The 25,042-nt window shown below is 72.3% G+C and carries 20 protein-coding genes; 9 read left to right on the plus strand and 11 right to left on the minus strand.

Annotation, left to right across the window (positions count from 1 at the left end):
- Nucleotides 1-28: 28 nt before the first annotated feature.
- Nucleotides 29-1,555 carry an Nramp family divalent metal transporter gene (locus IW256_RS23665; RefSeq protein ID WP_197013065.1) on the minus strand — a complete coding sequence of 509 codons (1,527 nt, stop codon included), beginning with the start codon at nucleotides 1,553-1,555 and terminating at the stop codon, nucleotides 29-31.
- A 383-nt stretch (nucleotides 1,556-1,938) separates the two neighbouring features.
- On the opposite strand from IW256_RS23665, the gene IW256_RS23670 reads away from it, so the two are divergent.
- Complete coding sequence (locus IW256_RS23670; protein ID WP_197013066.1) at nucleotides 1,939-2,478, plus strand: CGNR zinc finger domain-containing protein; 540 nt, start codon at nucleotides 1,939-1,941, stop codon at nucleotides 2,476-2,478.
- A 49-nt stretch (nucleotides 2,479-2,527) separates the two neighbouring features.
- Here IW256_RS23670 and IW256_RS23675 read toward each other — a convergent pair whose 3' ends face one another.
- Both IW256_RS23675 and IW256_RS23680 read right to left on the minus strand, forming a co-directional pair.
- On the minus strand, nucleotides 2,528-3,619 hold the full coding sequence (locus IW256_RS23675) for a M14 family zinc carboxypeptidase (RefSeq protein WP_307829018.1): 1,092 nt from the start codon (nucleotides 3,617-3,619) through the stop codon (nucleotides 2,528-2,530).
- A gap of 88 nt (nucleotides 3,620-3,707) precedes the next feature.
- On the minus strand, nucleotides 3,708-5,183 hold the full coding sequence (locus IW256_RS23680) for an LVIVD repeat-containing protein (RefSeq protein WP_197013068.1): 1,476 nt from the start codon (nucleotides 5,181-5,183) through the stop codon (nucleotides 3,708-3,710).
- Nucleotides 5,184-5,501: 318 nt separating this feature from the next.
- On the opposite strand from IW256_RS23680, the gene IW256_RS23685 reads away from it, so the two are divergent.
- Nucleotides 5,502-7,004, plus strand: a complete 1,503-nt coding sequence (locus IW256_RS23685) for a peptide ABC transporter substrate-binding protein (RefSeq protein WP_197013069.1) — start codon at nucleotides 5,502-5,504, stop codon at nucleotides 7,002-7,004.
- Here the strand turns inward: IW256_RS23685 and recD2 are convergent.
- Nucleotides 6,994-9,222 carry an SF1B family DNA helicase RecD2 gene (recD2, locus tag IW256_RS23690; RefSeq protein WP_197013070.1) on the minus strand — a complete coding sequence of 743 codons (2,229 nt, stop codon included), beginning with the start codon at nucleotides 9,220-9,222 and terminating at the stop codon, nucleotides 6,994-6,996. The genes IW256_RS23685 and recD2 overlap by 11 nt on opposite strands.
- A gap of 252 nt (nucleotides 9,223-9,474) precedes the next feature.
- On the opposite strand from recD2, the gene IW256_RS23695 reads away from it, so the two are divergent.
- The gene (locus tag IW256_RS23695; RefSeq protein WP_197013071.1) at nucleotides 9,475-10,584 is read left to right on the plus strand and encodes a glycosyltransferase family 2 protein; all 1,110 of its coding nucleotides are present in this window, start codon (nucleotides 9,475-9,477) and stop codon (nucleotides 10,582-10,584) included.
- 107 nt (nucleotides 10,585-10,691) lie between these two features.
- On the opposite strand, the gene IW256_RS23700 is transcribed toward IW256_RS23695, so the two are convergent.
- Complete coding sequence (locus tag IW256_RS23700) at nucleotides 10,692-11,450, minus strand: SDR family NAD(P)-dependent oxidoreductase (RefSeq protein ID WP_197013072.1); 759 nt, start codon at nucleotides 11,448-11,450, stop codon at nucleotides 10,692-10,694.
- A 147-nt stretch (nucleotides 11,451-11,597) separates the two neighbouring features.
- Here IW256_RS23700 and IW256_RS23705 point away from each other — a divergent pair, with 147 nt between their 5' ends.
- Entirely contained in the window at nucleotides 11,598-12,251 is a 654-nt protein-coding gene (locus IW256_RS23705) for a TetR/AcrR family transcriptional regulator (protein ID WP_197013073.1), read from the plus strand.
- 669 nt (nucleotides 12,252-12,920) lie between these two features.
- Here the strand turns inward: IW256_RS23705 and IW256_RS23710 are convergent.
- The 5 genes from IW256_RS23710 to IW256_RS23730 form a co-directional block, all read right to left on the minus strand.
- Nucleotides 12,921-13,658, minus strand: a complete 738-nt coding sequence (locus tag IW256_RS23710; protein WP_197013074.1) for a phosphotransferase family protein — start codon at nucleotides 13,656-13,658, stop codon at nucleotides 12,921-12,923.
- Between the two features lie 96 nt (nucleotides 13,659-13,754).
- A complete protein-coding gene (locus tag IW256_RS23715; RefSeq protein WP_307829019.1) occupies nucleotides 13,755-14,909 on the minus strand; it encodes a methyltransferase domain-containing protein in 1,155 nt (384 codons plus the stop codon).
- The gene (locus IW256_RS23720; protein ID WP_197013075.1) at nucleotides 14,906-15,043 is read right to left on the minus strand and encodes a hypothetical protein; all 138 of its coding nucleotides are present in this window, start codon (nucleotides 15,041-15,043) and stop codon (nucleotides 14,906-14,908) included. The genes IW256_RS23715 and IW256_RS23720 overlap by 4 nt, the downstream gene beginning before the upstream one ends.
- 235 nt (nucleotides 15,044-15,278) lie before the next feature.
- A complete protein-coding gene (locus IW256_RS23725) occupies nucleotides 15,279-15,821 on the minus strand; it encodes a type 2 periplasmic-binding domain-containing protein (RefSeq protein WP_231405116.1) in 543 nt (180 codons plus the stop codon).
- Between the two features lie 407 nt (nucleotides 15,822-16,228).
- Nucleotides 16,229-16,708, minus strand: coding sequence for a hypothetical protein (locus IW256_RS23730; protein WP_197013077.1), 480 nt, complete (start codon nucleotides 16,706-16,708; stop codon nucleotides 16,229-16,231).
- A gap of 121 nt (nucleotides 16,709-16,829) precedes the next feature.
- Between IW256_RS23730 and IW256_RS23735 the strand changes: the two genes are divergently transcribed.
- Nucleotides 16,830-17,318, plus strand: a complete 489-nt coding sequence (locus IW256_RS23735; RefSeq protein ID WP_197013078.1) for a GbsR/MarR family transcriptional regulator — start codon at nucleotides 16,830-16,832, stop codon at nucleotides 17,316-17,318.
- Nucleotides 17,315-18,184 (plus strand): alpha/beta fold hydrolase, encoded by an 870-nt coding sequence (locus IW256_RS23740; protein ID WP_197013079.1) that lies wholly within the window; start codon nucleotides 17,315-17,317, stop codon nucleotides 18,182-18,184. Before IW256_RS23735 ends, IW256_RS23740 begins: the two co-directional genes overlap by 4 nt.
- Nucleotides 18,185-18,233: 49 nt before the next feature.
- Here the strand turns inward: IW256_RS23740 and mtnA are convergent, their stop codons facing one another.
- A complete protein-coding gene (gene mtnA, locus IW256_RS23745) occupies nucleotides 18,234-19,259 on the minus strand; it encodes an S-methyl-5-thioribose-1-phosphate isomerase (protein ID WP_197016499.1) in 1,026 nt (341 codons plus the stop codon).
- 195 nt (nucleotides 19,260-19,454) lie between these two features.
- Here mtnA and IW256_RS23750 point away from each other — a divergent pair, with 195 nt between their 5' ends.
- From IW256_RS23750 to IW256_RS23760, 3 genes are read left to right on the plus strand one after another with little or no spacing between them, the layout of a single operon-like run.
- Nucleotides 19,455-20,204, plus strand: coding sequence for a hypothetical protein (locus tag IW256_RS23750; protein ID WP_197013080.1), 750 nt, complete (start codon nucleotides 19,455-19,457; stop codon nucleotides 20,202-20,204).
- Complete coding sequence (locus IW256_RS23755) at nucleotides 20,201-21,715, plus strand: DNA polymerase Y family protein (protein ID WP_197013081.1); 1,515 nt, start codon at nucleotides 20,201-20,203, stop codon at nucleotides 21,713-21,715. The genes IW256_RS23750 and IW256_RS23755 overlap by 4 nt, the downstream gene beginning before the upstream one ends.
- 8 nt (nucleotides 21,716-21,723) lie before the next feature.
- A complete protein-coding gene (locus tag IW256_RS23760) occupies nucleotides 21,724-25,041 on the plus strand; it encodes an error-prone DNA polymerase (RefSeq protein ID WP_197013082.1) in 3,318 nt (1,105 codons plus the stop codon).
- Nucleotide 25,042 lies beyond the last annotated feature (1 nt).

Below are 25,042 nucleotides of genomic sequence, written 5' to 3' on the forward strand. Positions count from 1 at the left end.
CCGGGTGCCGGCGGCGCGGGCGCGCAAGTCAGAAGGTGACCAGCGGGTCGCCCACGAAGTCGGCGATGAAGTTGACGAAGAAGAACCCGAAGAACAGGAAGTTCAGCACCAGGATCACGTAGTGCCAGGGGCGCGGGCGGGCCGGGCGCGGCAGCCTGGAGTTCAGGTACATGAGCATGAACGGGTAGATCAGCGCGCCCAGGTTGGACATGTTCGCCGACCACTGCACCAGGCTGATCGGCAGCGCGAAGTGCAGGATGATCCCGATGATCACCAGCAGGACCAGCATGAACGGGTAGTAGAACCGCCGCGGGTCCCCTTCCAGGAGCCGGCGCAGGCGGGGGCTGGTGGCGTGCGCGGCGTCGGTGGTCACCCGCACCATGGCCTCGAAGATGCCGAGCTGGGTGGTGAAGAGGATGAGCACGCCCAGCAGCAGCGCCGCGTAGAAGAGCCAGCGGCCGTACTCGGCGTCGAGGGCGCCGGCGACGAACGTGGGCATGTCGGCCTGGGTCGGCCTGGTGCCCGACAGCTCGACCGCGCGGGCCATGAGGATCGTCGGCAGCAGCATGCCGAGCATCGCGCCGGCGAAGAAGATGCCCCACATGTCGGTGAGCAGCAGCCGGTACCAGCGCCGCCAGAGGGCCTTGTTCTTGGCGTCGTCGGGGAAGGTGACCCCGCTGGAGAGGAGGGTCGAGCGTTCCCCGCGCAGGCCCGAGATGAAGCCCGTCCGGTAGCCCATGCCGTAGCCCTTGTCCCGGTAGTGGCCCATCACGTACCAGTTCAGGCCGGAGGCGAGCGCGGTGAACCCGGCCAGCCCGCCGAGTTGCGTGGCGGTGATGCCCTCCGGCGGTGCGGCGGGGGTCACGAACCCCTTGATGCCCTCCCACCACAGGCCGAACGGGACGACGAACAGGCACAGGAGCAGGAGCCCGACCAGGATCGTGCCGATCATCAGCCAGTTGGCCAGTTCCAGGGCCCGGGAGATCCGGCGCGCCCCGGCGGTGATGAGGAACACCACGACCAGCAGCGCGATCGCCCAGATCCGGGGCTCCTCGGCGCCCTCGGGCGGGACCTCGCCGTGGACGAGCGCGTACAGCCCCTGTCCGGCCGACGCGGCCCAGCCTCCGACGATGAAGGAGAAGATGACCACGAACACCGACAGCGGCACCCACAGGAACCAGCCGGGCGGGACGCGGCCCCAGCCGACGACCGGCGCCTCGCCGGTCGCCATCACGTACCGGGAGGACTCGATGTTGTAGAGGGTCTGCAGGACCGCCGACACGACGATGATCCAGCCGACTCCCTCGAAGCCGAACTGGCCGACGGCCTGGGGGCCGAGCAGCCATTCGCCGCTTCCGATGGAGATGCCGAGCGCGATGAGGCTCGGGCCGAGCGCGTACTTGAACAGTTCACGCGGGCCGAGCCTGCGCACGCCGAAGACCTCTTCGGGCGAGGGCAGGTCGGTGACCGGGAGATCGGGCCGGCTGACACCGATCTTGTGCGTCGGGGCGGGGGTGGCGGTCGCGGACGGGTCGGCGGGGGTGGGATCGGCCATGGGCGCCTCCGGTGAGCAGGCCCCCGACTTCCTCGGCTGCATGCATGATCCGTCAGGGAGCCGTTCGCGGCAAGGGCCCGGAGGCGCCGGATCCGTCCGGCCGCCCTGGGTCCCGCGTCGGTCCCGTCCTCAGTCCCCGACGGTCACGACACGGCCGGCGTCGAACGGCTGCACGCGCATCTGGACCGCTCCGCAGGCACAGCGGGTGTAGGTCACGACGCCCTCGGACGTCAGATGCCGCGAGAGCAGCTCATAGATCTTCGACTGGGGCCAACCGCAACGTGGGCACTCGTCCACCGTGCATCCCGTCTTCACTGGCACCGATGTAAGGGTTATAGCTAATATGTCGTTTACATCATGCCATGATCGCGGGAGCCGGGGCAATGCAGATCACCGGGTACAAGAGTCACGGGGTGGCCGCTTCGGTGGCCGTGGTGAACGCCGTCACCAGCGCGGGCGGGGACGACTCGGAGGGCGCGCTGCGCGAGATCCTGCGCGAGTGCGAGTTCCGCTGGCAGGAGTTCGAGCCCCGGCACGCCGGGCCCTTCCGCGAGTGGGGCCGCACCCTCCGCGGGTTCTTCGAAGCCACCGAGCTGACCGCGGCCGTGGACCTGCTCAACGGCCTGCTGCTGGCCACCCCGATGCACCCGCATCTCGCCGACCACGAGGATCCGGCGGGCCTGCACATGCACTACGCGCCGCCGTCGGCCGACCTGGCGCACCGCTTCCAGGCGACGACGCTGATGAAGCTGTCCGAGCTGGTCTGCATGTACGGCCTCAGCCGTACGGGCGTGTGCGCCGCCGACGGATGCGACCGCGTCTACGCCGACACCTCACGCGCGGGACGGCGCCGCTTCTGCTCGGAGACGTGCGCGAACCGCACCAACGTCGCGGCCTTCCGCGCCCGTAAAAGGGAAGGCTGAGGGCCCCGCGGCACCGGCCGCGGGACCCTCGTCCCGTTCCGTCTTCGGATCAGTCGGCGGCGTCGTGCGCCGGAGCCGCGCCCCGGGCCGCCGCGGCGGAGCCGCCGGGCAGGGACGGGCCGCGCGGCGGGATCGCGTCGGCCCGCGCCGGGTCGATCCCGGCCAGCGCGCCGCTCGCGGCGGCCCGCGCGAGGTCGACCATCGAGATGGCGGCGCTGCGGATCTGGAAGTTCTCCCGTTCCTGCGGGAGGGCGCTCAGCTCGACCAGGAGCGAGGCGCTGCCCCGCAGGCCGTAGGCGTTGCGCGCGATCCCCTCGTAGGAGCCGCCGGGGTACTGCGACACGACGGCGCCCGCGCCGGTGAACGCGTCGTGCACGCGCACCCCGACCTGCTTGGCGGCCCGGAGCGCGCCCGCGGAGACGTCGTCGTTGGTCGGCCACAGGATGGAGGTGGTGATCTCCCTCCCGTCCGGCGGCGGGAAGGCGTAGCGGCCCTGCATGTGGTAGTCGACCATGATCGAGGGACGGAACGCCGCGTACTGCCGCTGGATCACCGCGGCCTCGGTCGCCGGGTTGTCGTCGGGCGCCACCGCGGGGTCGTGGTAGCGGTTGATGTCGTAGCCCTTGCCCGGCTCGCCGTACTCGGGGTCGGCGCCGGGGTCGTAGTTGTACCGCCAGCCGTGGTGGTGGCCGTCGGGGTTGGCGCGCACCACGATCCCCAAGGTGATCTTCGAGCGCAGCGCGCGGGACTCGCGGTCGTCGCCCAGCCCGAGCGAACGCAGCGCGAGCAGGGCCGACTCGGTGCCGAGGGGCTCGTTCCCGTGCTGCTGCGTCACGTACATCAGCCGGGTGGGCCCGGTGCCGAGCGTGGCGTACCAGATCGGGCGTCCCTGGTTGGACGTGCCGATGCTGCGGACGCGCACCCGGCCGTGGCTCGCGTGCTCGATGCGCTTGAGCTCGCGGGCCAGCTCGGTGTTGGTGTGCAGCCGCGCGCCCTGGCCGGAGCCGCCCTGCTCGGTGACGGGACCGGGAGCGTGGACGGGTGCCGCGGCGGCCGGCGCCGCCAGCGCGCCACCGGTGAGGGCGGCGGCGGCCAGCCCGGCGGCCAGGGAACGGACCGCCTGGAAGGAGAGGGGTCGCACGAGGGGGAGCCTCCTGTGGATCGAACGGACGGGCGCCACCCCCGTGTCACCCGGGCGCATCCGCGTGGTTCCGGCCGCGACGGGCCGCTTACCGGAAGGTGGTCTTCAGTACGTCGATGCCGCGTGCGTGGTCGGCGACGTAGACGTAGCCGCCGTGGTAGTAGGACGCCCACGCCCGCGCGTCGTCCGGCCGGTAGTAGGCGATCTGGCGGGGGTTCGTGGGGTCGCGGACGTCGATGAACCGGGTGCCCTGTGAGTAGAACGACTGGGCGAGCACGCCGTCCTTGACGTCGAAGTAGTGGGCGGAGCAGTCGTCGGAGTCGGGACGGCTGCCCTCCTGTCCCGCCACGCTCCAGGTGCCCAGCGTACGGAGGCGGAATGGCTTCTCCGGCGTGGACCGCCAGCCCTGGCCTCCGTAGGAGCCCTTGAGCGAGGAGATGACCAGCAGGCCGTCGTTGGCGCAGCCGTCGTTGAAGGTCTCCTCGGTGACGATCAGCGTCTGCCCGTCGCCCCACAGCCGGGGGTCGGGGCCCTGGTCCCGGGTGCGGCCCACGGCGCGGTAGCTGTTGTGCATGAACGAGGACTTGGTGGTGGCCTCGTCGATGCCGCCGCCCGCGTAGGGGACGGGGTCCCAGGCCGTGGCGGTGCGATGCCGCTTCTGCACCGGGTCGTAGTGGCGCCCGGTGGTGTGGTAGCCGCGCACCCCGCCGCGCCCCGACGCCCAGGCGATGCCGTCCGAGTCGACCTGGATGTCGTGCGTGTAGTCGGTCTTGCCGTCGTTGCGGCCGGTGTCGATGGGCGTCTTGAAGACCTTGGGCTTGCGCGGGTTGCGCACGTCGGTGACCCAGACCGGCCGGCCGCCCCAGTCCTCGGGCATCCAGTCGGCCTTGGCCGGCCCGCCCGTCCACAGGTAGCGGCAGTCGTTCACGCACGAGGTGGTGTGCCCCGCGGGGATGACCTGGTAGGCGAGCTGCTGGAGGCTCTCGGGCTTGGACACGTCGATGACGTAGACGCCCGACTCGCCGGTGTCGGTGTTCCCGCCGAACGCCCGCGGGTCCCGGGACAGGTAGATGATCTTCCGCTTGTGGTCGGCCTCGGTGTCCTCGCCCTGCCAGAAGCCCGGCAGGTCGAACGTGCCGACGAGCTTGGGGCTGCGCGGGTCGGCGGTGATGTCGTAGCCCTTGAGCCCGAACCGGCCGCTCACGTACATGATGGTGCGCTTGCCGGCGCCCTTGCCGTAGTCCATGAAGATCAGGGACGTGGCCTCCTTGGCGTCGGGCACGTTGCCCACCCGCTGGACGCCCTTGATCGCGTCGGACACCGTGGCGGACGTCTTGCCGACGTCCCGCCGCACATGGCCCGCGTGCCCGCCGAGGTCGCGGCCCTCGCCCTGCGGCTGGACCACGCCGTTCACCCGGGCCTGCTGCCCGTCCGGCTCGGGCGGGCACGCCCACGCCGTCCCGGCCGTCAGCGCCGCGGCGGAGACGGCGGCGGCGGAGGTGAAGAGGACACGCCCGGGCCGCCTCGGCCGGAACGTACCCCGGAACGTCGTGCGTGCCACCATGGTGCCTCCGAGCCTCCGCGCCGCGCGGATGTCATGCGGATACCGTGCAGATACCGGGGGAGGTCCCGCGGTACCGGCGGACGTCGCCGAGCCAAGTCTGGACGGAGCGCTCCGCCAGGTCCATCGGCGATGACTCACAAAAAGATCATCGTCACTCTGTGAGGCACCGCCCGTGTCCACCCCTTGGACGGCCTCCGGCAGGTCCGCGGGAGTCCCGCAGGAGGTCCAAGGGCAGGTCGCGGGGCCGCGGGGCCTTCCGATCGCCCCCGCCTTGCCGTACGCTCACCCGCGTCCTCAACAGCGCCTCGGGAGCGGCCCTTGAACAGCGTCACGCGCACCGCCGCACTGGTCATCGGAGCGGTCGCGATGCTGGTGGCGCCACCGGTCGCCATGAAGGTCCTCGGCGGCTCCGGCGATCCCCGGCTGTCCGTCGGCGCCGCCCCGCCCGCCACCCTCGTCCCCGGCGACGTCCGGGACGCGACCGGCCGGATGATCGCGGGCGCCGTCTGGACCGGCCTGGTGTCCTACGACCCGCGGACCGGCGGACCCGTCATGGCCGCCGCCGAGTCCGTCACCTCCCCCGACCGGAAGGTGTGGACGGTACGGCTGCGGCCCGGCGGGCGCTTCCACGACGGCTCCCCCGTGACGGCGGGTTCGTTCACCGGAGCGTGGACCGCGGTCCTGCGCGAGGGCTGGCACGGGGCGCGCATGCTGACCGAGGTGGCGCGCGTCCGGGGCGGCGCCGAGGGCCTCACCGTGAAGGACGACACGACGTTCGAGGTCACCCTGGACCGCCCCCTCGCCGGTTTCCCCGCCCTGCTGGGAGACCCGGCGTTCCTGCCGATGCCCGAGGGCGTCCTGCGGTCCCGGGACTGGGCCGCGTACGGGCGCCGCCCCATCGGGAACGGCCCCTTCCGGGTGGCGGCCCATGGCCCGCGCGAGACGGTTCTCGAACGGCCCGGCGCCCGTACCGTCACCGTACGGTCCATGCCCGACGCGGCGAAGCAGTACGCGGCCGTGGAGGCCGGCGACCTGGACGTGGCGACCGCCGTCCCGCCCGACCGGCACGAGCGGATGGACACCGAGTTCCGCGGCCGGCACCGCATCCTGCCCGGCCGGGCGGCGACCCATCTGGCGTTCCCGTCCTGGGACGACCGTTTCACGCCGGCGATCCGGCACACGCTGTCCATGGCCGTCGACCGCCGCGCGATCGGCGAGGGGGTCCTGGGACACCAGACCACCCCGGCCGACGCGCTCGTGCCGCCGGGGGTCCTGCCGGGCCGCCGTGACGGCCAGTGCCGCATGTGCGCGCACGACCCGAAGGCCGCTGCCGCCGCCCTCGCCGACGCGGGCGGCTGGGAGGGCACCCTCACCCTCTGGCACGAACGGGGCGACGCGGCCTGGGTCGAGGCCGTCGCCGAACAGCTCCGCAAGACGCTGACCATCGACGTGCAGCCCCGTTCGCTGGACGCCGGGGAGCTCCGGAAGGCGCTCGACGAGCGGGAGGTGGACGGCCCGTTCGTCGTCCACTCCACCGCCGCCTACCCGGCGCCGGCCGCCGCGCTCCGGCCCCTCCTGGAGGCCCGCACCGGTTACCGGGACGGCTACGTGAGCGACCTGATCGACCAGGCCGAAGGCGCCGCGTCCCCCGAGGCCGGGGTCACGCCCGCGCGGCTCGCCGAATCGGCGCTGCTGCGCGACATGCCGCTGATGCCGCTGTGGTCGGCCCACGAGCACTACGTCTGGTCCGAACGGGTGCGCGGGGTGACCACCGAGCCGTTCACCGGACTGCTGCTGGCCCGCCTGTCCCTCAAGGACTGAGCCGGTGCGCGAGGGCGGTGTGGCGGCGCCCGGCTCCGGCGGTGCGGACGGCGGCGGCCAGGGCCCGGCGTGACCCGACCAGCACGACCAGCTTCTTCGCCCGGGTGATCCCGGTGTAGAGCAGGTTGCGCCGCAGCATCATCCACGAGCTGGTGGTGAGCGGGATGACCACGGCCGGGTACTCGCTGCCCTGCGAGCGGTGAATGGTGATGGCGTACGCGTGCGCGAGCTCGTCCAGCTCGTCGAAGGCGTAGTCGATGCTCTCGTCCTCGTCGGTCCGCACCGTCAGCGAGTGGTCCTCCAGGGAGACGGACGTGACGACCCCCACGGTGCCGTTGAAGACTCCCGCCTCCCCCTTGTCGTAGTTGTTGCGGAGCTGGGTGACCTTGTCTCCGACACGGAAGACCCGGCCGCCGTACCGCCGTTCGGGCCGGTCCTCCCGGTGCGGGGTGAGGGCCTCCTGGAGGAGGCCGTTGAGCGAGCCGGCGCCGGCGGGCCCGCGATGCATCGGGGTGAGGACCTGCACGTCACGGCGCGGGTCGAGGCCGAACTTGCGCGGCACGCGGTGCGCGACGACGTCCACCGTCAGCTCCGCCGTCGGCTCGGGCTCGTCGCAGGGGAACAGGAAGAAGTCGGGGTAACCGCCGGTGTGGGGGTGCTCGCCGGAGTTGACTCGGTGCGCGTTGACGACGATGCCCGACCGCTGGGCCTGCCGGAAGATCCTCGTGAGCCGGACCCGCGGGATGACCTCGGCCGCCAGCAGATCGGCCAGGACCTCCCCGGCCCCGACCGACGGCAGCTGGTCGACATCGCCCACCAGGAGCAGGTGGGCGCCCCGCGGGATCGCCTTGACCAGCTTGTTGGCCAGGATCAGGTCGACCATGGAGGTCTCGTCGACCACCACCAGGTCGGCGTCCAACGGGTTGTCGAGGTCGAACTTGGCGTCCCCGCCGGGCTGGAGCTGCAGCAGCCGGTGCACGGTGGCGGCCTCGTGCCCGGTCAGCTCCGCCAGCCGTTTGGCGGCGCGCCCGGTGGGCGCCACCAGGACGATCTTCGCCTGCCTCGCGGCGGCCAGCTCCACGATGGACCGGACGGTGAAGCTCTTGCCGCAGCCCGGACCGCCGGTGAGGACCGCGACCTTGGCGGTCAGCGCCAGCCTGACCGCCTCCTCCTGCTCGGGCGCCAGCTCCGCGCCGGTCTTCGTGCGCAGCCAGGCCAGCGCCCTGTCCCAGTCGACGTCCGCGAACGCCTTGAGCCGGTCGTGCCCCGCGTCCAGCAGCTCGCGCAGCCCGGTGGCCAGGGACCGTTCGGCCCGGTGGAAGGGCACGAGGTAAACGGCGGGGATGGTGGCCGCGTCGTCGCCCGCCCCCGGGATGGCCTCGCGGACCACGCCCTCCTCCCGTACGAGCTCGTCCAGCGCGGGGCCGATCAGCTCGCGGGGCACGCCCAGGATCTTCTCGGCGGCCGTGACGAGGTTGGGCTCGGGGAGGAAGCAGTGCCCGTCGTCGGCGGCCTCAGACAGCGTGTACTGCAGCCCGGCCTTGACGCGCTCGGGGCTGTCGTGCGGGATCCCGACCGCCTGCGCGATGGTGTCGGCCGTCTTGAAACCGATCCCCCACACGTCCGCGGCCAGCCGGTACGGCTCGCGGCGAACGGTGTCGACCGAGGCGTCGCCGTACTGCTTGTAGATCCGCACCGCGAGCGAGGTGGAGACCCCCACGCCCTGGAGGAAGACCATCACCTCCTTGATGGCCTTCTGCTCCTCCCACGCCTGCGCGATGCGCTTGGTGCGCTTGGGCCCCAGGCCGGGGACCTCGACCAGCCGTTCCGGCTCCTCCTCGATGATCCGCAGGATGTCCGTGCCGAAGTGGGTCACCATCCGGTCGGCCATCACCGGCCCGATGCCCTTGATCATCCCCGAGCCCAGGTACCGGCGGATGCCCTGCACGGTCGCGGGCAGGACGGTGGAGTACGAGTCCGCCTCGAACTGGCGCCCGTACCTCGGGTGGGAACGCCACCGCCCCGTCAGCCGCAGGCTCTCCCCCACCTGGGCGCCCAGCAGCGCGCCCACCACCGTCAGGAGCTCCCCGCCGCTCCGCTCGGTCGCCACCCGCGCGACGGTGTAACCGGTGTCCTCGTTGGCGTAGGTGATCCGCTCGAGGACCGCCTCCAGCACGACCGGCCGCGGCCCCTCCGGCCTCCCGCCGTCAGCCCTCATGCCGAGGGATTGTACGCACTCACGCCGACACTTCCCGATCCGTCTTCACCCTGTGGACAACTCCCCCGCCAAGTTATCCACAATTCCGATTCCCTCTCGCCCCTCCCCTCACCCCCACCCGACCATGGCTCCATGGAAATCCAGAAAGGGGAACGAAATGCACGGCGCGGTACCCGGCATCGGGATCAGCACGCTGATCTACGGAACGGTCTGGCTCGTCACCCTCACGGCACGCGCGTTCCGGAGCCGGCGATGAGGGTCTCCGTCGTCGTCCCGGCCCACAACGAGGAGCACGGGCTGCCCGCGACACTGCGTTCCCTGCTCGCGCAGACCGAGCCCGCCCACCAGATCATCGTCGTCGACGACGGCTCGGCCGACCGCACCGGCGAGGTCGCCCGCTCCTACGGCGCCACCGTCCTGCGGCCCCCGCGCAACCTCGGCAGCAAGGCCAAGGCCCAGAATCACGCCCTCCCCCACTGCGATGGCGAGCTGGTCCTGGCCGTGGACGCCGACACGGTGCTCGCCCCCGACTACATCGAGAAGCTCAGGCCGGCGTTCGACGACCCCGCGGTCGCGATCGCCGCGGGCAACGTCCAGACCCGCTTCACCCGCACCGTCTGGGAGCGCGGCCGTTCGATCGAGTACCTCTTCGGCTTCCACTGGCACCGCCCCATCCAGTCCGGCGCGCACAGCCCCATGGTCTGCTCGGGCTGCTGCTCGGCCTTCCGCCGCGACGTCCTGCTGGAGTTCGGCGGCTTCCCCGAACGCACCATCGTCGAGGACATGGACCTCACCTGGTCGGCGCAGATCGCGGGCCACAAGGCCGCCTACGTCGGTGACGCCGTGGCCTGGGCCGCCGACCCCGAAACCCTCCCCTACCTGCGCCGCCAGGTCCGCCGCTGGATGGCCGGCTTCTTCCAGAACGTCCGCCTCCACCTGCGTCCCTTGCTCACCCGCAAACCCATGCTCGCCCTGTGGGTGAGCCTGGCGATACTGGAAATCCTCATCGCCCCCCTCTGGTGGGCCACCCCGGCCCTGCTCACCCTCGCCTGGCACATCCCCCCGGCACAGGCCCTCGCCTGGTGGTGGGGCACCGAACTCCTCCTCATCACCCCACCCCTCATCTACGCGGCCAGACGCCGCCGCCTCCCCCTCCTCCGCGTCCTGGCCAACATCCCCTGCGTCTACGCCACCCGAGCCGTCAACACCTACTACGCCTGGAAGGGCCTCATCATCGAATTACTCCTCGCCCCTCTGGGCCTCGCCACGTCCCTCACCACCTACGAGAAAGGCCGCGCCAACGCCCCGGCCTACACCCCCAGGCACGCAAGGAACCCCCGAAAGGCCCCACAAATCCCCTAGCCGTAACCATTCTTGTTGAGGCCGGTGAGTTCTTCGCTGAGCGTCCACAGCCGGGCGGCGGCTTCGGGGCCGTCACAGCCTGCTTCCCTACCGGCCGTCGCCCGGCGTCACAGGAGGGCGCCGCCGGAGACCTCGATGCGCTGGGCGGTGACCCAGCGCAGTCCCTCGGAGGCCAGCGTCGCGATGGCGTCGCCGATCTCCTCAGGTTCGCCGACGCGGCCGAGCGCGGTCTGTCCGGCCAGAACCTGGCGCATTCCGGCGTCGTCCCGCATCGCTCCGCCGTTGAAGTCGGTGGCGGTCGGCCCCGGAGCGATGGAGTTGACCCGGATGCCGCGAGGTCCGAGTTCTGCGGCGAGGGTGCGGCTCAGAGCTTCGACGGCGGCCTTGGAGGCGGAGTAGGCCGAGGTGGCGGGGCTGGTGTGGCGGGTCAGTGACGTCGAGACGTTGATGACCTGGCCACCTTGGGCCAGCAGCGGCACGAGCGACTGGATGAGGAAGAACGTGCCCCGGACGTTGGTGCCCATCACCGTGTCGAAGTCGTCGATCGTGACAGTCTCCAGCGGCCCGAAGACCCCCACTCCCGCGTTGTTGACCAGGATGTCGAGCCGCGAAGTACCCCAGCGCTCCAGCTGCGCGCCCAGTTCGGAGGTGAAGGACGCGAAGGAGGAGACGTCGCTGATGTCGAGCCGGAGAACAGCGGCGGTCCCACCCACGGCCTGCACCTGTTCCGCCGTCTTCTCAGCCCCGGCCACATCGCCGCGGTGGGTGACCACGACCCGCACCCCGCGTGTGGCCAGGGCGATGGCCGCGCTGCGCCCGAGGCCGCGATTCGCACCGGTCACCAAAGCGATCTTGTTGATTGTCATGAACTTCCTCCACCGCGCGACGACCAGGATGCGCCCAGGTGCCACAGACCAGAGGCGAGTCACTCGACTCGCCTTACTCGTGCAGCGTAAGCGGGACCATCAAGGCGAGTCAAGTGACTCGCCTCGGGACTGCGGCATACTGCCCGCATGGCAGCAGAACTCTCCGAACACCACCGCAGACTCGCTCAGCAGAAGCGCGAGGCGATCACCTCCGCGGCCACGGAACTGTTCTTGGATCGTGGCTACGACGGCACCTCCCTCGCACGGATCGCCGAAGCGGCCGGGGTCTCGAAGTCCACCCTGTTCAAGCGGTTCCCCACCAAGGCGGCCCTCTTCGAGGCCATCGTCACCGAATCCTGGCAGCGTGACGCCGGCGACGCTGCCGCGCAACCACAGACCGGAGATCTGCGCGCCGGACTGACAACCGTCGGCCACCGCTATGCCGACCTGGTCGGCCAGCCCCGCATGACAGCCCTGTTCCGGATCGTCATCGCCGAACTGCCTCGTTTCCCCGAACTGGGACGGATGCAGTTCCAGCTCGGCAAGCTGCCCTACTTCGCCTCTGTTCAGCACTACTTGGAATCCGAGCACGAGGCGGGCAACGCTGACGTCCCGGACGCGGCGAGCGCCGCGAACCAGTTCCTCGGCATGATCGCCAACTACGTCCTGTGGCCCCGCATGCTGCTGAGCGACTGGAACCCCGCAGCCTCCGACATCCACGACGCCGTCGAACAGGCCGTCGAGACCATGCTCGCCAGATACACCCCGACCCGCCAGCCTGGCCCGAGGCCGAAACGTTGACACTGGCGTGACACTGGCGCGCATTGCTCAACATCCACGACGCCTCCACTCAGCGGCGCCTGTCGTCAAACGATCGTTTGACGACAGGAGGTGCGCCGGCGTTCAGCCGGGAGGCCGGCGTCCCCTATCCCGGCGGCTCGGCCGGCAACTCGGCCTCTTTAGACGGACGGCCGCCGCGGAAGCCGAGCCTCTTTCGGTTGCGAGCCTGGTCGACCTGTCCGGGATGGTGCAGCCGATGCCGCGTCCGGGCGGTTCTTGCGGGAGACGTACGCCTTGCGACGTACGCCTTGTCGGCGCGTACCCGCCTCGGCCGGGTACCCGACCGGCCCCGCCCGATACGTGGCACCCGGACGCGACCGAGGGACAGCGTCGAACTGCGGGAGTCCCCACGCTGCCCGGCCGTTACAACGAAAGACATGGGTTCTGCTCCTCCTCGACCGCCAAGTGCAGCTTGGGGTGAAGCCGCCACGCGAGCGCCCGAGGCCGTGGTCACCGGGCTCAGTGGCGCTACCACCGGGCGGCTCTTTCTGTAGCTCCCCGCGCAAGCACCCCGCCACGTAGGCACCCAGTTCGAACGCCTGGTCGCACGAGCCCTATCAGTGGCCTCTTGAAAGAAGATGGCCTGCTCGATGCGTCAGTACGCACTCACAGCAGTTGGGCCGGCGCGGCTCACAGCCGGGATCTCAGCACATCGACCTCACAGCCCGGCGCGGAAGGGTCGAAGCCGTGCTCGACCAGCCAGCGAATCGCCAGCAGGCTTCGCAACGACCACCACGCACGGATCACGTCGAGATCGACGTCGGTGCCATAGCCGGCGACGACGTCGTCGAGGTGCTCCTCGTGTCCGAGCGTCAGGGTGGCGAGGTCGTACAGGGCATCTCCCTGACCCGCCTCGGACCAGTCGACGACGCCGGTGATCTCGTCACCGTCCACGAACACGTGAGTGAGCTGCAGATCGCCGTGCGTGAACACCGGGGTCCACGGCCTGAGCGCGGCCTCGGCGACCTGGCGGTTGCGCTTCACCAGGTCGGGGGGAAGGACTCCGTTCGTCACGAGCCACTCGCACTCGCCGTCGAGATTCGCCGTCAATTCGCCGAGGTCGCGACCGGGCCACGGCGGCAGAGGCGCCTCGTGCAACTCCCGGATGGCGGCACCCGCCGCGGCCCACGCCGCCGGCGACGCGGTCGACGGCTCGCCGAGGCGGCCGAGCGCCGTCCCCGGGACCGCGGAGATCGCGAGCACGGGCGGCTTGCGCCACAGCACCTCCGGGGTCGGGACCGGCGCCAGGCCCATCGCCTCGATCTCGACGTCGATGCGCGCCTGATCGGCGTCCACCTTCAGAAACACGTCGCCGACGCGCAGCGTCGCGCGCTCGGAATGGGCGACGACGACCTCGACCTCATCCATGGCGGCCAGTATCCCGGGGTGATCGTCGAAGCCGCCGGCCTTATCTCGTGCGATTGCGCGGAAGGAGAATCGACCGTCCACGGCGTGCTCGTGGCGTCAAGCAGCGCTCGACGAAACAGGATTGTCAAGCGAGTCCAGGTAGACGTACTGGTGGTCACGGAAGACCGCTAGCCCGAACCGACCGGTCTCTGGCCGATCAAGCCCTTCCCACCACCGGTAGGCGGCCTCGATCTCCGACCACAGCGCGCGCGGGCCGTACTGACGCACCTTGTACCTGGAGGCACCGTCGGCGACTTCGACGCACGCCCAAGACGCACCGGCGAACGCCCAGAACGTGAAGTCGTCGCCGCCGTCGTCGGCGTCCACGAACCTCCTGCTCACGTCGGGCAACCGCGCCCCGACCGCGAACGAGGCGTTGAGGTCGTCCCAGGCGACCGCGTCCGGGTGCAGGGCGGTGGTCGACTCGGCCGCCCCCGCCAGGTCGACCGGTGGCTCGGGCCGGGGAGCGCGATGGGCGCGCAGCCGCATGAAGGCGACCGTGTTGTCGACGAACCGGCCGTACGCCGCACCGTTCTCGTCAACGACCAGGCGGACCAGCGCGCCATCGTCGAACGCCGTTCCCCATGGGGCCAGGATGACCCCGCCTGGCCTGGTCTGTGCCACCCACGAATAGGGGACCTCCTGTACGGAGGCGGTCGCGATGACCCGGTCGTACGGCGCGCCGTGCGCATGGCCCTCCGCACCGTCGCCGGTGACCACCGTCGGCAACACACCTGCGTCCGCGAGCGCCTTGCGGGCCCGCTCGGCGAGCACGGCGTCGACCTCGACCGTGATGACGTTCTGCTCACCGAGGCGGGCGGCCATCAGGGCAGCGTTCCAGCCGGTCCCCGTACCGATCTCCAGGATCCGCATCCCGTCTTCCACCTGGAGGTAGGCGAGCATCCCGGCCACGATGGACGGCTTGGAGATCGAACTCGTGACCAGCCGCCCGGTTTCGGTGTCCGGTGTGGCGCCGTCGTCGACCTGCGTGACGATCGGCCCATCCCTGTACACGGTCTCCAGCCAGACCGCCGGGTCATCGCGGCGGCGACGTGCGGTGAACCCGCCGCCGTCGGCGTCGGCCCAGATGACGTCCGGGACGAACCGATGCCGGGGCATGGCCAGGAACGCCGGGCGCCAGCGGTCGGGCAGCAAACCGGCGGCCGTCAGATCATCGACGAGCCGCCGGTTCCGGGCGTCGGCGTCACTCACTTTCCTTTGTCGTCCTTGCTCTTGTCCTTGCCGCCCTTGCCCTTGTCGCCCTTGAAGGGGTCGACGAACGTGCCCTGCTTGTCCCTGTCCCTGCTGCCGTCGCGCTTGTCGCCGTCAGAACCGTGTCTGCCCATGTCTCGTCCCCCGTCTCGCTGGTAGCTCAATGAAAACGTGCCGGTCGGCCTGCCGATACCTCCTTCGAGTTGGAGTCTTGTGGTGTCGCGGCCCTGGTGCACGGCTTCACTCCAGAGCCGAGGAGAAGGCCGCAGTCAGGAGGTGGCCCTGCGCTTGGTGCAATAGGTGGCGCCGTTGGCCCAGCCGGACTGGTGGTTGCCGCCCTCACAGCGGGCGCCCTCATCTTCGGCAGGGTCAGTGCGGGATGCCGGCGATGATGTCGCGGGCGCCCTTGCTTGCAAGCACCCCCGCCACATACGCGCCCAGCTCGAACGCCCGGTCGCGCGAGTCCCATTCGTGCGCATAGGCGAACTGTGCCCCTTCCCGGCTGAAGACCATGCCGTGCAAGGAAAGCTGCCCATCCTCGGTGGTGTGGCAGTGTCCGGCGATCGGGGAGTTGCAGTGCCCTTGGAGGCCGTGCAGCATCGCGCGTTCGGCCGTGACGTGGATCCGCGTTTCGGCGTGGTCGATGAGCTGAAGCAGTTCCACCACGCCCTCGTCGGTCTTGCGGCACTGCACTCCCACCACGCCGGCGCCGACCGCGGGACACATCTCCTCCAGGGTGAAGATCTGCCCGATGCGGTGTTCCATGCCGACGTGGACCAGGCCGCCGCGTGACAGGACGATGCCCTCCAGGTGGTCGGACTCGTCCAGCTTGGCGATCCGGGGAACGACGTTGCCGCGGAACCGTTCGACCTGGCGATCGCGTCGGCAGGCAGTTTCAGCGCGCGCAGGCAGTCACCGGCGCGCGAGGTCTGGTTACCCGCGATGCCGACCCACAGACCCCTGGCACGCAGTTCGGCCAGGGCCTGGCGGACGTCACCGTAGAGGTCGGCCTCGCTGATCTGCTCGCCGCATCCGGCCTCGGCGCGAGCGCGGCGCTCGGCCGCCACGTCTATGCCGGGCCGAACGAGACGTAGTGCCTCGGCGTTGTCGCGTCCCTGGGCGACCACGGCGCCAACGAGTGCCGAGATCGTGTGGAGGGGAACGCCAAGCCACTCGGCCCACGCCCGCCACTCACGCGTGTCGTCCACCAAGGTCTCACCGACGTCGAACACCACAGACCTCACCGCCTCAGGGTACGAGCGCGGGCCGCCAGGTGTCTGAGGGTGTGCGGCGCGGTCGGCTGGGTGCTCCTGGCAACGTCAGGGCGGGACGGGGACGAAGCCCGACCGTGCCGCCGCGTCCATGCCATCGCGATAGGGGCCGCCGGTCGTGCCGAACCTCGTTCGCCTCAGGACTCTCGGCCCTTCGCCGGTGGGAACGATCAGCGAGGGCGGAGAGGCAAGCCTCAGCAGGATCCGGCCGGCCGCGAGCGCGTCGATGAACAGCACGATGTCGGACTCGACGTCCACGGCGAGCGCGGCGAACGCCGGTCGTGAGATGTCGTACAGGTCGGTGTCGACGGCGTGGCCGAGCAGGACGGAGCCGTCGTCGGCCAGCAGGTCGAACTCCAGGCCGATGCAACGCATCGGATCGACGATCACTGACAGCCGGTACGCGTTGCGGCCGGCCTCGTACCGGACCGCCTGGCCTACGGCACTGCGCTCGACGTTCACGCCACGACGCCGCAGCCTGCCCATCGAGACCGCGAGGCGCTCTCCCCTGCCCCACCCGTCGTCCACCACCGAATGATCGCACCCTTCGGTGCCGGGAAGCGGCGAGGCGTCCACCGGTTGGCCCGTGTCCCCGGCCCTCTCATTACAGTCATTGCAGTAGTGACTGCAATGACTGTAACTTCGGGCCATGAGCACTCCAACGGACGCCGAGCTGGACTTCGTCGATGATGTGGCGGTCTTCTTCGAACGGGAGGGCATGCCGCTGATCTCGGGGCGGGTCCTCGGCTGGCTCCTCATCTGCGACCCGCCCGAGCAGAGCGCCGCCCAGCTCGCCGAGACCCTCCAGGTCAGCCGGAGTTCGATCAGCAGCGCGACCCGGTTGCTCACGCCCAGCGGCCTGGTCGAGGGCGTGCGCCGCCGGGGTGAGCGGCAGGAGTTCTTCCGCATCGCCGCCGACGGGTGGAGCCGGATGCTGGCCGGCCGGTACGCGAAGACGGCCGCGTTCCGGGCGATCACCGAGGAGGGCCTCAGGGTCCTGTCCGGCAGCACGCCCGAGCGCAGGGAACGGCTGAGCAACGTCAACGAGCTCTACCGCTTCCTCGAAGGAGAACTACCGGCGCTCTGGCGGCGCTGGGAAGCGCATGTGGCCGCGCAGCGGGAAGGCGGACGCGGATGACGGGCATGCCGCCGCTGCCCGGAACGCACGGCACCTTCCTGACGTGCCCCGAGGGCAGGATCCATGTCCGCAGCGCGGGAGAGCGGGGCTCCCCCGTTGTGCTCCTGAGCGGGGCCGGACTCGACAACGCGCTGCTGAGCTGGCGGCACCTCATCCCCGCGCTGGCGCCCCACCACCGCGTCTTCGCACTCGACTGGCCGAAGCAGGGCGAGAGCCGTCCCTGGAACGCGCGGGTCACCCACGCGCGGATGCTCGACGTCATCACCGAGGTCCTCGACCACTTCGGTCTCGGCTCGGTCGGCCTGGTCGGGCTCTCTCAGGGCGGCGCCCTCGCCCTCGCGTACGCCATCGACCATCCGGAGCGCGTCGACAGGCTCGTGGCCCTCGCTCCGGCGGGCATCCTGTCGTTCCCGCCGGGGATGCACCAGTTGCTCTGGCTCACCGCCAAGCTGCCGCTGCTGAACAGGACGCTGCCCAGCCTCATCTTCAAGGACCGCGCCCGGGTGGCCCGCTTCGCCGAACGGGCCCTGTTCGCCGGCCCCGTCGAGGACTTCGACGAGATCGTCGACGAGATCGTGGCGGAGGCGCGGGTCTCGGGGGCCGCTTCCTCCGACTGGCAGAACGCGTCCATCGGTCCTCTGCGCATGCGGGTGGACCTGAGGCCGCGCCTGCATGAGATCACCGCGCCGGTCCTCCTCATCCAGGGCTCCGAGGACGTGGGCGTCGCGCCCAAGCACACCAAGGCAGCCGCCGAACTCATCCCCGACTGCCGTCTCGAAGTGCTGCAAGGGGCCGGGCACTGGTCCAACCGCCAGATGCCCGGAACGGTCAACACGCTCATCAGCCGGTTCCTCGACGCCCCGTGACGGGAACCCGGGCACGCGCCGTCCGGGACGGGCAGGGACTCCGGCGGTTCTACGGGCGGGCGGCGGCCGGGGTCTCGCCGGACGAGACCTCCAGGACGCCGGTCTCGGTGGCCAGGGCGGTCACCAGGCGGGCGGGGGTGACGTCGAACGCTGGATTGAAGCCCCGGGCGCCCTCGGGGGCGACCTCGGCGCCGCCCCAGGCGAGGATCTCCTCCGCCGCGCGTTCCTCGATGGGGATCTCGCCGCCGGAGGGGGTGGCGAGGTCGACGGTGCTCCACGGCGCGGCCACCACGAACGGGATCCCGGCGTCGGCGCAGGCCAGGGCCACGCCCACGGAGCCGATCTTGTTGGCGGTGTCGCCGTTGGCGGCGATCCGGTCGGCGCCGATGACGGCCACGTCCACCAGACCGCGCAGGATCGTGCTCGCGGCGGCGCCGTCCGCCTGGACGAGGTAGGGGACGCCCGCCCGCTCCAGTTCCCACGCGGTCAGCCGGGAGCCCTGGAGGAGAGGGCGGGTCTCGTCGGCGTACACCCGTTCCACGAGGCCGCGGCCGTGGAGTTCGCGGACGACGCCGAGGGCCGTTCCCCAGCCGGCGGTGGCGAGGGCCCCGGCGTTGCAGTGGGTGAGGACGCGCAGGGGGCGCTTCCCGGTCCGGGCCAGGATCCAGTCGGCGCCGGCCCTGCCGATCGCCCGGTTGCCCCGGATGTCCTCGTCCAGCAGTTCCTGGGCTTCGGCCACGACGGCCTCCACGCCCTTGGGGACGAACGGCAGGACCCGGTCGACGCCCGCGGCGAGGTTCACCGCGGTCGGGCGGGCGGAGCGGATCCGCTCGATCGCCGCGTCCCGTTCGGTGACGTTCCAGCCCTGCCGGGCGGCCTGGAGCATGGCGACGGCGACGCCGAAGGCCCCCGCGACGCCGAGGGCGGGCGCGCCGCGGACGACCAGGCGCCGGATCGCGTCGACCAGCGTGTCCACGTCGCGCGCGTCGAGATGCTCGAACCGGCCGGGCAGCACGGTCTGGTCGATGAGCCGCAGCCCGTCGCCCGTCCACTCCACGGCCCGGATGTCGTCCATCACGTTATGCACCTTTTCATGCTTCCCGGTCCGCGTCGAGCGTCGCGCCAACCGCCGGAAACCCTTGCGGCACCGGGCCTGACGGCGTCTCCCTCACCTCGTGGCCACCTTCCGATTCCCTCACTTGACCTGCGACAACTTGACATGGATCGAATCTGTGTTCGATCTTAGAGGCGCGAGGAGAGGAGGTGGCGCGTGCCGGACGCGGCGTGGGCCGGGGCGCTGCCCGGGGGCGCGCCGCACCTCGATCCGCCGCCCGTGCGGGAGCCGGTGCCGGTGCTCCCCGCGCTGCGTCCCGTGATCTCCGGCGGGGGCCTGCGGCCGGGGTCGCTGGTGGGCCTGGACGGCCCCGGCGCCGCCTCCCTCGGCCTGGCGCTGGTGGCCGGGGCGTCCGAGGGCGGCGGGTGGTGCGCCGTCGTGGGACTGCCCGACTTCGGGGTCGTCGCCGCCGTGGACATGGGCGCCTCCCCCGAACGGCTCCTGCTCGTCGACGAGCCCGGCGAACGGTGGCCGGACGTGGTGGCGGCGCTTGTCGAGGCGGTCGACCTGGTCCTGCTCCGTACGTCCGGGCCGCCCCCGTCCGCGGCCGTCCGCCGCCTCTCCGCGCTGGCACGCAAGCACGGCTGCGTGCTGACGCTCACCGGCGCCGGCTGGCCGGGGACGAGACTCCGGCTGCGGCTGGACGAGGCCGCCTGGGAGGGGCTCGGCGACGGTCACGGCGTGTTGCGGGGCCGCCGGGTCCAGGTCACGGCCATGGGCCCGGACGCGCCTCAGGGGCGGCGGGCCGCGGTCTGGCTCCCCGGGCCGGACGGGCGGGTGGCCCCCGCCGGGACCGCCCCGAGACGTCCCGCGCTGGAGGTCGTGCCCGGCGACGGCGGGCGCGGCGTGCCGGCCCGGCGCCCGGCCGGCCCTTCCGGCCTGGACGGACGCGGCGGGGCGGCGTGAGCAGGGTCCTGGTGGTCTGGTGTCCGGACTGGCCGGTCACGGCGGCCGGGGTGGACGCGGTGACCCCGGGCGCGGTGGTGGCCGACGGCCGGGTCGCGGCGTGCAGCGCCGCGGCACGGGCCGAGGGGGTGCGCAGGGGCCAGCGCGTCCGGGACGCCCAGCGCCGATGCCCCGGGCTGGTCGTCAAGGAACGGGACGCCGACGCCGAGGGGCGGCTCTTCGAGACGGTGGTGAACGCGGTCGCGGAGCTCACGCCCAAGGTCGAGGTGGTACGCCCGGGGCTGTGCGCCGTCCCGGCGCGGGGGCCCGCCCGTTTCTACGGGGGCGAGGAGGCGTTGCGCCTGCTGCTCCAGGACGCGGTGGTGGAGGCCGGGTTCGACTGCGGCGCGGGCGTCGCCGACGGCCTGTTCGCGGCCGAGCTGGCGGCCCGCCGCGGCGGGGGTGTGATCGTCGAGCCGGGTGGGGCGGCGGCGTTCCTGGCGCCCTACCCGCTGGAGGTGCTGGAGCGGCCCGAGCTGGCCGACCTGCTCCGGCGGCTGGGCGTTCGGACGCTCGGCGACTTCGCGGCGCTGCCTTCGGGGCATGTGGCGGGACGGTTCGGAGCCGACGGCGCCCTGGCGCACCGGCTGGCGCGGGGCGAGGAGCCGCGGCCGGTCGCTCCTTCCGCGGCGTCCGCCGACCTGTCGGTGCGGAACGAGTTCGATCCTCCGGCGGCGCGGGCCGAGCAGGTGGTGTTCGCGGCCAAGCGGCTGGCCGGTGAGCTGCACGAGGGGCTGGCGGCGGGCGGGCTGACCTGCGTGCGGCTGGTGGTCGAGGTGGGTTTCGCCGACGGCCACGTGCTGCGGCGGCTGTGGCGGCACGACGGGAGGCTGTCGGCGCTCGCGGTGGCCGAACGCGTCCGCTGGCAGCTGTCGGCCTGGCGGGGCGGGGACGAGGAGGCGGTGTGGGGCGGCGTCACCTGGCTGGAGTTCGCGCCCGACCAGCTCGTTCCGGACACGGGCGCGCAGGAGTCGCTGTGGGGGTCGTCCGGCGTGACCGAGCGGATCGCGCGCGCCGCCGACCGGATCCAGGCGCTGCTGGGGCACCGGGGCGTCACCCGTCCGGTCCTGACCGGGGGCCGGGGCCCCGGCGAGCGGGTGGCCAGGGTGCCGGTCGGCGACCTGCCGCCGGGCGGCGCGCCCGACGGGCCCTGGCCGGGGCGCGTCCCCGCGCCCGCTCCCGCCGTCGTACCGCCGGAGTCGTGGCCGGCCGAGGTCATGGACGCCGCGGGCGCCCCGGTGACGGTCTCGGCGCGCTGCGCGGTGTCCGCGCCGCCCGCCCGCCTCGCGGTGCGCGGCGGGCCGCCCGCGGCCGTGACGGCCTGGACCGGCCCCTGGCCGGCCGACGAACGCTGGTGGGACCCCGAGCACGCCCGCCGCCGGGCGCGGTTCCAGGTCGTCACCGACGACGGCCGCGCCTACCTGCTCGCCGTCGAAGGGGGCCGCTGGCAGGTGGAGGCGGCCTATGACTAGGAGAGCCGATGGGATGGCATAACCCGCCCGTTCCCTGGAAGGAGTTCGAGCGGCGCCTTTCCTGGGGCCCGCGCGCCGAGGAGCCGCCGAAGCGCGACGACCGGCCCCGGGCGGACGGCACCGCCCGCACGCGGCCGAGCCACACGGACACGGACGTGGCCTGGGCGGAGCTGCACTGCCACTCCTCGTTCAGCTTCCTGGACGGGGCGAGCGACCCGGCGGCGCTGGTCGCGGAGGCGGCGCGGCTGGGCGTGGAGGCGATGGCCGTCACCGACCACGACGGCATGTACGGGGCGGTGCGGTTCGCGCAGGCGGCGGCCGAGGCCGGGATCGCGACGGTCTTCGGCGCCGAGCTGAGCCTGGAACTGCCCGGCCCGCGGACCGGGGAACCCGACCCTGCGGGACGGCACCTGCTCGTCCTGGCGCGGGGCCCGGAGGGGTACGCGCGGCTGTGCTCGGCGATCACCGCGGCGCAGCTCGCGGGCGGGGAGAAGGGCCGGCCCGTGTACGACCTGGACGCGCTGGCGGACGCGCACGAGGGGCACTGGGCGGTGCTGACGGGATGCCGGAAGGGGCCGGTGCCCGCGGCGCTGGAGGCGGGCGGGCCGGAGGCCGCGGAACGCGAGCTGCGCAGGATGGTGGAGATGTTCGGCCGGGACGGCGTGTTCGTGGAGCTGACCGACCACGACCTGCCCGGCGACGATCCGCGCAACGACGCTCTGGCCGGGCTGGCCGCCCGGACCGGGACCGGGGTCGTGGCGTCCAACAACGTGCACTTCGCCGCGCCCGGCCCCGACGCCCGGCTGGCGCAGGCGCTGGCGGCCGTGCGTTCGCGCCGCGCCCTGGACGACATGGCGGGATGGCTCGCCGCGGCCGGGACGGCGCACCCGCGGTCGGGGGCGGAGATGGCGGTGCGGCTCGCGCGCTTCCCCGGCGTCCGGGAACGGACGGTGGAACTGGCGCGGGAGTGCGCGTTCGGGTTCGAGGTGATGACGCCGCGGCTGCCCGACCGGCCGGTGCCGGAGGGGCACACCGAGGCGAGCTGGCTGCGGCACCTGGTGGCCGAGGGGGCGCGCCGGCGGTACGGGCCGCCCGGCCGGGAGCGGATCCCCGGCGCGTACGCCCAGATCGCTCGCGAGCTGAAGGTGATCGAGGACCTCGGATTCCCCGGCTACTTCCTGATCGTCCACGACATCGTGGAGTTCTGCCGGAAGCGCGACATCCTGTGCCAGGGGCGGGGTTCGGCGGCCAACTCCGCGGTCTGCTACGCGCTCGGGATCACCGGGGTGGACGCCGTCCGGCACGGGCTGCTGTTCGAGCGGTTCCTGTCGCCCGGCCGCGACGGCCCGCCCGACATCGATCTGGACATCGAGCACCGGCGCCGTGAGGAGGCCATCCAGTACGTCTACGACACCTACGGGCGCGCATGCACCGCCCAGGTCGCCAACGTGATCAGCTACCGGCCCCGGATGGCGGTCCGGGACGCCGCCCGGGCGCTCGGGTACTCCCCCGGCCAGCAGGACGCCTGGTCGCGCGGCGTGGATCCGCGCGACCCTGTGGGCGCGGAGGCCGGCGTGCCGCCCGCGGTGACCGGGCTGGCCGAGCGGATGCTGACGCTGCCCCGGCATCTGGGCATCCATTCGGGCGGCATGGTGATCGCCGACCGGCCGGTCGGGGAGATCTGCCCGATCGAGTGGGCGCGGATGCCGGGACGCAGCGTCCTCCAATGGGACAAGGACGACTGCGCGGCGGCCGGGCTGGTGAAGTTCGACCTGCTCGGGCTGGGCATGCTCGCGGCCCTGCACGACTGCTTCGACCTGGTGGAGGAGCACCACGGGGCGCGGTACGACCTCCAGTCGATCCCGCCGGAGGACCCGAAGGTCTACGAGATGCTGTGCGACGCCGACACCGTCGGGGTGTTCCAGGTGGAGTCCCGGGCGCAGATGGCAACGCTCCCCCGGCTCAGGCCCCGCGAGTTCTACGACCTGGTGGTGGAGGTGGCGCTGATCCGCCCCGGCCCCATCCAGGGCGGCTCGGTCCACCCGTACCTGCGCCGCCGCAAGGGCGAGGAGGCCGCGGCCTGCCCGCACCCGCTGATGGAGAAGGCCCTGGCGCGGACGCTGGGCGTCCCGCTGTTCCAGGAGCAGATGATGCAGCTCGCCGTGGACTGCGCGGGCTTCTCCCCCGCGGAGGCCGACCAGCTTCGGCAGGCGATGGGGGCCAAGCGCGCGCCCGAACGGGTGGAACGGCTGCGGCGGCGGCTGCTCGACGGGATGGCGGCCCGCGGCATCCCGCCCGGGATCGCCGAGGACGTCTACCAGAAGATCCTGGGGTTCACGGGCTTCGGCTTCCCCGAGTCGCACGCGCAGAGCTTCGCGCACCTGGTGTACGCGAGCGCCTACATGAAGCGCTACTACCCGGCGGCGTTCACCGCGGCGCTGGTGCGCAACCAGCCCATGGGGTTCTACAGCCCCCAGACCCTGCTGGCCGACGCGCGCCGGCACGGGGTGAAGGTACGCGCGGTGGACGTCAACGCCAGCGACGTCCTCCCTCGCCTTGAGGAGCCGCTGCCCGTGGACTGCGGCCATCCCCACGCGCCCGTGGAGGCGCAGCCCGCGATCCGCCTGGGGCTGGGCGGCGTACGCAACCTCGGGGACGAGGCGGCCGAGGCCATCGCGGCGGGCCGCCCGTACACGAGCATGGAGGACCTGGCCCGCCGCGTGCGCCTGTCGGCGGCGGCCCTGGAGGCGCTCGCGACGGCGGGCGCCTTCGGATCCGTCCCGGTACGCGACGGCGACGGCGGTGAGGGGCTCACGCGGCGCGCGGCGCTGTGGGCGGCGGGGGCGCTCGCGGGGTCGGGCCCCGGCCAGCTGGAAGGGGTCACGCCGGGCGCACGCGCGCCCGCCCTTCCCGCCATGACCCCCGTGGAGGAGACCCTCGCCGACCTCTGGGCGACGGGGATCTCCCACACCCATCCCATGGCGCACGTACGCGAGGCCCTGGACGACCTCGGCGCGACGCCCGCCCGGGGGCTTCCGGCCGTGCCGGGCGAGACGAACGTGATCGTGGCGGGGCTCGTCACGCACCGGCAGCGGCCCCCGACCGCGGGCGGGATGGTCTTCATGACCCTGGAGGACGAGACGGGCCTCATCAACGTGATCTGCCCGCCGCAGGTGTTCCAGCGGCACCGCGGGCTGGCCGTGGACGCGCAGGCCCTGCTGGTCAACGGGCGGCTCGAACGGGCCGGCGGCGTCACCAACGTCCGCGCGAACCGCCTGCGGCGCCTGCCCGTCCCCGGCCGGGTACGTTCCCGCGACTTCCGCTGAG

Origin of the sequence: Actinomadura viridis, assembly GCF_015751755.1 — a bacterium.
Taxonomy (GTDB): domain Bacteria; phylum Actinomycetota; class Actinomycetes; order Streptosporangiales; family Streptosporangiaceae; genus Spirillospora; species Spirillospora viridis.

Bases quoted from the DNA above. Each gene is read 5' to 3' on its own strand.
- IW256_RS23710 (WP_197013074.1), bottom strand. From the start codon at position 13,658: ATGGATGAGGTCGAGGTCGTCGTCGCCCATTCCGAGCGCGCGACGCTG.
- IW256_RS23700 (WP_197013072.1), bottom strand. From the start codon at position 11,450: ATGACAATCAACAAGATCGCTTTGGTGACCGGTGCGAATCGCGGCCTC.
- IW256_RS23670 (WP_197013066.1), top strand. From the start codon at position 1,939: ATGCAGATCACCGGGTACAAGAGTCACGGGGTGGCCGCTTCGGTGGCC.
- mtnA (WP_197016499.1), bottom strand. From the start codon at position 19,259: ATGGACGACATCCGGGCCGTGGAGTGGACGGGCGACGGGCTGCGGCTC.
- IW256_RS23665 (WP_197013065.1), bottom strand. From the start codon at position 1,555: ATGGCCGATCCCACCCCCGCCGACCCGTCCGCGACCGCCACCCCCGCC.
- IW256_RS23705 (WP_197013073.1), top strand. From the start codon at position 11,598: ATGGCAGCAGAACTCTCCGAACACCACCGCAGACTCGCTCAGCAGAAG.
- recD2 (WP_197013070.1), bottom strand. From the start codon at position 9,222: ATGAGGGCTGACGGCGGGAGGCCGGAGGGGCCGCGGCCGGTCGTGCTG.
- IW256_RS23680 (WP_197013068.1), bottom strand. From the start codon at position 5,183: ATGGTGGCACGCACGACGTTCCGGGGTACGTTCCGGCCGAGGCGGCCC.
- IW256_RS23760 (WP_197013082.1), top strand. From the start codon at position 21,724: ATGGGATGGCATAACCCGCCCGTTCCCTGGAAGGAGTTCGAGCGGCGC.
- IW256_RS23735 (WP_197013078.1), top strand. From the start codon at position 16,830: ATGAGCACTCCAACGGACGCCGAGCTGGACTTCGTCGATGATGTGGCG.
- IW256_RS23695 (WP_197013071.1), top strand. From the start codon at position 9,475: ATGAGGGTCTCCGTCGTCGTCCCGGCCCACAACGAGGAGCACGGGCTG.
- IW256_RS23720 (WP_197013075.1), bottom strand. From the start codon at position 15,043: ATGGGCAGACACGGTTCTGACGGCGACAAGCGCGACGGCAGCAGGGAC.
- IW256_RS23740 (WP_197013079.1), top strand. From the start codon at position 17,315: ATGACGGGCATGCCGCCGCTGCCCGGAACGCACGGCACCTTCCTGACG.